Genomic DNA, 6,484 nt, shown 5'->3' with positions numbered 1-6,484 from the left:
AGGTCCTGGGCCTTTGGATTGCCGAAAACGAGGGCGCCAAGTTCTGGCTGTCGGTGATGAACGAGCTGAAGAACCGAGGGCTGCAGGACATCCTGATCGCAGTCGTTGACGGGCTGAAGGGCTTTCCCGAGGCCATCACCGCCGCCTTTCCGGACGCCATGGTTCAGACCTGCATCGTGCATCTGGTGCGCCACAGCCTGAACTTCTGCTCCTGGAAGGACCGCAAGGCTGTGGCCGCCGATCTGCGCCGGATTTACAGCGCACCGACCGCCGATATGGCTGCCGTGGAACTCGACGCCTTCGAGGAAAAATGGGCCGGGAAATATGCATCCATCGCCCCGGCCTGGCGGCGGGCATGGGCCGAGGTGGTCCCGTTCTTCGCCTTCGATCCGGCGATCCGAAAGGTGGTTTATACGACCAACGCCATCGAGAGTCTGAACCGCGTGATCCGCAAATCCATCAAGACCCGTGGGTCATTCCCGACTGATGACGCTGCAACGAAGCTGATCTACCTGGCGATCCGCAGCTTCGAGAAAGATGGCCGAAACGTTCGGGAATGGTTTGCGGCGCGAAATCAGTTCGCCATAATGTTCGGCGAGCGCTTCGCCGCTTGAGTATCTGAAACCGCATGGACCGGGCCAGATACACAAAGTTCAGGACACTCCCCGATTTCGAATAGCTGATCGTGGACAGCCCGATCATCCGCGCCCACCAACACGCCGCTGGTGCAAAAGGGGGCTGAAGATCAGGCCCTTGGCCCGGTGCCGCGGCGGACCGAGCCCCAAGCTCCACCTGGCAGTGCGAGGCCTTGGCTGTCCGGTCCGCTTCACCCTGACCGCCGGGCAGAAGGGCGACGCCCCGCAGGCCGAGGCGGATCGCCGACCTGACTGCCGAGGTCGTCATGGCCGACACCGCCTATGACAGCGACCGCCTGCGTGAGGCGATCGCCCGCAAGAAAGCTCTTGCCGTCATCCCTAAACATCCCCTCGACAAGCATCTCTGTGCCCGGAGACATGTGATAAAATGCTACTTCTCCAAGCTCAAGCAGTTCCGAAGGGTCGCCACGCGATACGAGAAAACCGCCAGAAACCACCTCGCCGCCATCACCATCGCTGCCATCGTCCTGTGGATCAAGGAAGTGTCCACAGAACCTAGGGCTGCTGACCCAGACCATCACCGAGCTGGGACCGGACGGAGCGGCCCGGCGTTCGACATGCCGAAAACCCCGCCATGGCGCGGCGCAAGCAGACATGGGCCTCGCACCGGGCTTGGCCGTCGTTGACGAACGACAGCATGGCCGGCATTTCGCAGTCCCAGACCTCGCCCGTCTCGCGGTCCAGGTGCTTATAGCGCACGGCCGGGTGATAGCGCCGGGCGCCGGGCTGACGGTCCAGCTGCGCCAGGTCGATGCCGCGCGTGTCGCGCAGGTAGTATTCCACCGGCGTGGACTGGATACGCTCCTGGCCGGACAGCCACAGCGCCACGGCCGTCTTGCGCCGGCGCCTGGCCTGCTCGCGGCCCTGGCGCGGGCCTCCTCGGCCAAGCGCTTCGACCGCTCGGCCGCGGCCTTGGGGCGCGCGATGTTCTCGGGGCTGTCGTAGCGCAGGCCCAGACAGACCGGGCCTCGCGCAGCGCATCGACCATGCTGCAACCCAGCGACAGGCGGATCAGGTCGATCAGGTTGAACCGCGCCGGGTTTGCCGGAGGCTGATTTCGGTTAGTTACGCGGCCATTTCTTCAGTTTCCAGAGCCGCGTGGAAGTTTGCCTCTGCTTCCGCCGGCGGGATGTTCCCGATCGGCTCGAGGAGGCGGCGGTTGTTGAACCAATCCAGCCATTCGAGGGTAGCGTATTCAACTGCCTCGAAATTGCGCCATGGCCCCCGGCGGTGGATGACCTCGGCCTTGAATAGACCGTTTATGGTCTCCGCCAGAGCGTTGTCATAGCTGTCGCCAACGCTGCCCACGGAGGGCTCGATCCCCGCCTCGCCCAGCCTCTCGGTGTATTTTATGGACAGGTATTGCGACCCCCGGTCGGAATGGTGGACGAGCCCCGCGCCCTTGACCGGGCGGCGATCATGAACAGCCTGTTCGAGGGCATCGAGCACGCAGCCTGCGTGTGCGGTTTGGCTCGCCCGCCAGCCGACGATCCGGCGGGCGTAGGCGTCGATGATGAAGGCGACATAGACGAACCCTCGCCAGGTAGCGACGTAGGTGAAATCGTCGTCCATTGGGCTCGGACCAATGGCGCCACAATGAACGACCCCAGAGCATGTTCGGCGCCGGCACGCGAAACTCGCGGTTCACCTTGTCCAACGGGCAAGGGACCTTCTTGTCGGGGATGGTCGTCTTGTGCGGCTTGCCCCGGATGATGCCTTGAATACCCCTGCACTTCATCAGCCGGGCCACGGAGCATCGGGCGACGGCGAAGCCTTCCCGATCCAGCTGACGCCAGACCTTGCGCACGCCGTAGGCACGCCAGTTCTCCTCGAAGACGCGCTCGATCTCGGGCCGCAGGACTGCGTCGCGCCGGGCACGATCCGACAGCCGGGCCGGATCGGCCCGCTTCGCCAGGTGATCGTAGTAGGTGGAGGGGGCGATCGGCAGAACCTTGCAGATCGGCTCGACCCCATGTGCACCACGATGATCGTCAATGAACCCGACCATCACTTCGACCGGCGGTCGAGCTCCGCCATCGCAAAATATGCGCGCGCCTTGCGCAAGATCTCATTGGCCTGGCGCAACTCCCGGTTCTCCCGTTCCAGTGCCTTCAGCCGATCCGCCATCTCGGTGGTGACACCGGCCCGCTTGCCGCCGTCGACCTCGACCTTCTTGACCCACTCGTTCAGGGTCTGGGGCGCACAGCCGATCTTCGCGGAAATCGACATGACTGCCTGCCAGCGCGATTCATGCTGGCTCTCATTGTCGAGGATCAGGCGCACAGCACGCTCACGCACTTCAGGGGAAAACTTGCTCGTCGTCTTGCTCATGTGCTCCGTCCTGCTCAGAAATTGATGGAGTGGATGCCCCTCCCGCCCGTGCCGAGGCGTGGCACAGTGGCAGTAGCAGGATGAGCTGCGGTGAAGAGGAGGAAGGACATGAACAACGCCACCATCATCGGCATCGATCTGGCGAAGCGCGTCTTCCACGCGCACGGAGCACACATCGACGGCAGCGTCGCGTTCAGGAAGCGGTTGACCCGAGCTCAAATGCTTCCGTTCCTGTCGGCGCAGCCGCGTTGCGTGGTCGTTATGGAGGCATGCGCCAGCGCTCATGAATGGGGCCGCGCGATCCAGCAGCTCGGCCACGATGTGCGGCTCATCCCACCCAGCTACGTCAAGCCATATGTGAAGCGGCAGAAGAACGATACGGCGGACGCGGAGGCCATTGCCGAAGCAGGGTCTCGGCCGACAATGCGCTTCGTCGCCGTGAAGACCGAGGAACAGCAGGCGCGCTCCATGGTCTTCCGGACGCGCGATCTGCTCGTGCGCCAAAGGACGCAACTGATCAATGCCCTGCGCGGCCACCTCGCAGAACACGGTCTCGTTGTGCCGCAAGGACCGGCTCACCTGAAGTCTCTGGCCAAAGCACTGGACGCGACCGATGTCGCAATTCCGCAGCTGGTTCGCGATATCGGCCGGATCTACCTCGAGCAGATCGAACAGCTGAACGCCAAAATTGCAGACCTCGAGAAAACGCTTCGTCGCGAAGCCCAATTCGGCGAAGAAATACGCCGCTTGCAGACGATGCCGGGCATCGGCCCGATCACAGCCATGGCGGTGGAGGTATTCGCACCACCTATGCAGACCTTCAAGCGTGGTCGCGACTTTGCCGCCTGGCTTGGACTCGTGCCGGTTCAGCACTCAACCGGCGGCAAGCAGCGGCTCGGGCGCACCTCGAAGATGGGTCAACGCGACATCCGAAGGCTCCTAATAATCGGAGCCATGGCGGTGATACGATGGGCGTCCCGCCGCGGCGCACGGCCTGGCTCGTGGCTCAGCCGCATGATGGACCGCAAGCCGCTGATGTTGGTCGCCGTAGCCTTGGCAAACAAGATGGCGCGCGCGATCTGGGCCATGCAGACCAAGAGAGAAGACTATCGGGATCCCGGTCTCGCAGCCGCTTGAGCAAGCGCTCGGTCGCCGCGGGATCAGGAGAGGTGGGCATGTGAGGAGGTCGTGAACGTCAAGGGCAAATGATCGGACTGATCGGGACCAGGAAAAGCACCGAGGCTCCAAGAGCGAAAAGCTCGCTGAGTTGATTTGCGCCTGTTCCGCGTATCTCCATGACGGCCGGCGGCAACCACATCGCCGTATCGACAGGCCTGACACATGACCGCACCGATCACATGCCCGGCGGCACGAATTTGCCCTTGCATGAACCGGGGCATCCACACATGGAGCCTCCGCCAAACCGGTGCGGGTCAGAATCGTGCCATGATCCGGCCAATGCTGAAAGCCGGCTATGGCATGGAAGACATAGCCGCGAAGACCGGGCTACCCGTCCGACAGATCAGATTTCCCGTGGTCTTGTTGCGCGAAAGCAGCTCTCTCTCCGCGTGATCTCGAACGGAAAGCCCCGGAAAAGGGCCTCTGGCGCGCGAATCGCCTGAGCGCCTTGGTCGGCACGCAGCCCCGACGTCGGCCGCCGATCAGACCGGGATCTGCCGCAGGAGCAGGAACAGAAGTGCCGACAGAAGCGCCGCGGCGGGAACGGTGACGACCCATGCCGCCCCGATGGTCAGCACATGCAGCCTGCGCACCAGCTTGCGGCGGCGGCGCTCGTCCGCCGGGATGGACTCCGGCCTTGGCACGGCCATCCGGGCCTGTTTCAGGCGCCGCTCGGCATCCCATTCGCGGAAGAAGCCCACGCCGAAAATCGCGCCGATCGCGATATGGGTCGAGCTGACCGGCAGCCCCAACGCACTGGCGATGATGACCGTCACCGCCGCCGACAGCGCGACGCAATAGGCCCGCATCGGGTTGAGCTTGGTGATCTCGTTTCCGACCATGCGGATCAGCTTGGGACCGAACAGGCTCAGCCCGAAAGAGATCCCGAAGGCGCCGATCAGCATGACCCACAGGGGAATGACCACATCGCCGTTGAAGTTTCCGGTCGTCACGGTCTGCACGATGGCCGCCAGCGGACCGACGGCATTGGCGACGTCATTCGCCCCATGGGCAAAGCTGAGCAGCGCCGCCGAGGCGACCAGGGGAATGCCGAACAGCACCTTCAGCGACTTGTTGCGATTCTCCAGCCCCTCGGACTGGCGGCGGGTGACCGGGATCATCAGCAGCCATGAGCAGAACCCCGCCAGCAGGCCCAGCAACAGCGCCGCGCGCATCGAGATCTCGACCAACTGCTTCAGCCCCTTCATCGCCAGATAGGCCGTGAAGGCCCCCGCCATGATGCCCACGAGGATCGGCACCCAGACCCGCGCCGCCGCGATCTTGTCCTCGCGATAGACGATGCGGCTCTTGATGAGCCACAGGAACGCGGCCGCCACGACGCCGCCCATCACCGGCGAGATGACCCAGCTTGCCGCGATCGCCAGCATCTGCTCCCAGTTGACCGCGCCGAGTCCGGCCCCGGCGATGCCCGCGCCGACCACCCCGCCGACCACGGCATGCGTGGTCGAGACCGGCGCCCCGATCCATGTCGCGAGGTTCACCCACAGGGCCGAGGCCAGCAGCGCCGCCATCATCGCCCAGACGAAGGTGGCCGGCGTATCCAGCGCCTCGGGCGCGACGATGCCCTTGGCGACGGTCGAGACCACATCCGCGCCGGCGATCAGCGCGCCCGCGCTTTCGAAGATCACGGCAATGACGATGGCCCCGCCCATGCTGAGCGCGTTCGCCCCAACCGCCGGCCCCATGTTGTTTGCCACGTCATTGGCGCCGATGTTCAGCGCCATATAGGCGCCGAACACGGCCGCGGTGACGACGATCAGCATCTCGCCGCTCTGCCCCAGCAGCATTCCCGCAGCCAGTCCGGCCAGGATGATGAAGACGAGCGCGATGCCGGGCGCCACCAGGGGCCGCGAGACATAGGCGGCAGCCGCCTCGAGATTGGCGAAGCGGCCGAGATCGCGGTCCAGCGTTTCGAGATGTCGGGGCTCGAGATCCTTGTCAGACATGTTCCGCCTTTCTGTTCCGCCGGGTGCTATGAAGGAATCGCCCGTCTGGCAAGACGGATCTGACGACAAGGTGCAGAGGGCACCGGCCGTACGCGATCACCTGCCCGCTTCACCCCGGGGATCGGTCCGGCTGCCAGCGATGCAGATCGCCCAACTACCCAAGATCGGCGCCATCACCGGCGAAGGTGTTGCTGCGCTCGCCGAATGGCCTCGATCGCATGGGACAGCGGGATCCTCCGCGGGAAGCGGGCCGCCGCCGGAGGTCGTCGTGCATCCCCTGAAACGTCAGCCTGCTTCGCCACATCCAGGCTGTCGCCCTCGGTCTTTTCGACACAGTCCTGCGGATCGACA

Annotated in this window: 4 protein-coding genes, 2 pseudogenes and 1 other annotated feature; of the genes and pseudogenes, 3 read left to right on the top strand and 3 right to left on the bottom strand. The window is 64.4% G+C overall.

The features are described 5' to 3' along the window. Both ASV56_RS20285 and ASV56_RS23175 read left to right on the top strand, forming a co-directional pair. Positions 1–614 (top strand): IS256 family transposase (locus ASV56_RS20285; protein ID WP_156429259.1); only part of this gene is annotated, 614 nt, incomplete at its 5' end. Positions 615–664: 50 nt separating this feature from the next. Further along, positions 665–1,135, top strand: a pseudogene (locus tag ASV56_RS23175) (IS5 family transposase); the annotation flags it as partial. 16 nt (positions 1,136–1,151) lie between these two features. On the opposite strand, the gene ASV56_RS24090 reads toward ASV56_RS23175, so the two are convergent. Next, a complete protein-coding gene (locus tag ASV56_RS24090; protein ID WP_062563766.1) occupies positions 1,152–1,484 on the bottom strand; it encodes a DUF7146 domain-containing protein in 333 nt (110 codons plus the stop codon). A 237-nt stretch (positions 1,485–1,721) separates the two neighbouring features. Next, positions 1,722–2,987, bottom strand: a pseudogene (locus ASV56_RS20275) (IS3 family transposase). Further along, positions 2,590–2,706, bottom strand: a sequence feature (AL1L pseudoknot). It overlaps the preceding pseudogene by 117 nt. Before the next feature lie 108 nt (positions 2,988–3,095). Between ASV56_RS20275 and ASV56_RS20265 the strand changes: the two are divergent. After that, positions 3,096–4,124: an IS110 family RNA-guided transposase gene (locus ASV56_RS20265; protein ID WP_011747348.1), complete on the top strand. Its 1,029-nt coding sequence runs from the start codon at positions 3,096–3,098 to the stop codon at positions 4,122–4,124. A 524-nt stretch (positions 4,125–4,648) separates the two neighbouring features. Here the strand turns inward: ASV56_RS20265 and ASV56_RS20260 are convergent. Beyond that, positions 4,649–6,133, bottom strand: a complete 1,485-nt coding sequence (locus ASV56_RS20260; protein WP_062563764.1) for an inorganic phosphate transporter — start codon at positions 6,131–6,133, stop codon at positions 4,649–4,651. Positions 6,134–6,484 lie beyond the last annotated feature (351 nt).

Source organism: Paracoccus aminovorans, from assembly GCF_001546115.1.
Lineage (GTDB): Bacteria > Pseudomonadota > Alphaproteobacteria > Rhodobacterales > Rhodobacteraceae > Paracoccus > Paracoccus aminovorans_B.
Note: the sequence above shows the minus strand (reverse complement) of the source record. Positions and strands in the feature narration are given on the sequence as shown.

Excerpts from the sequence above, each read along its gene's own strand:
- ASV56_RS20265 (WP_011747348.1), top strand. The coding sequence starts at position 3,096 with ATGAACAACGCCACCATCATCGGCATCGATCTGGCGAAGCGCGTCTTC.
- ASV56_RS20260 (WP_062563764.1), bottom strand. The coding sequence starts at position 6,133 with ATGTCTGACAAGGATCTCGAGCCCCGACATCTCGAAACGCTGGACCGC.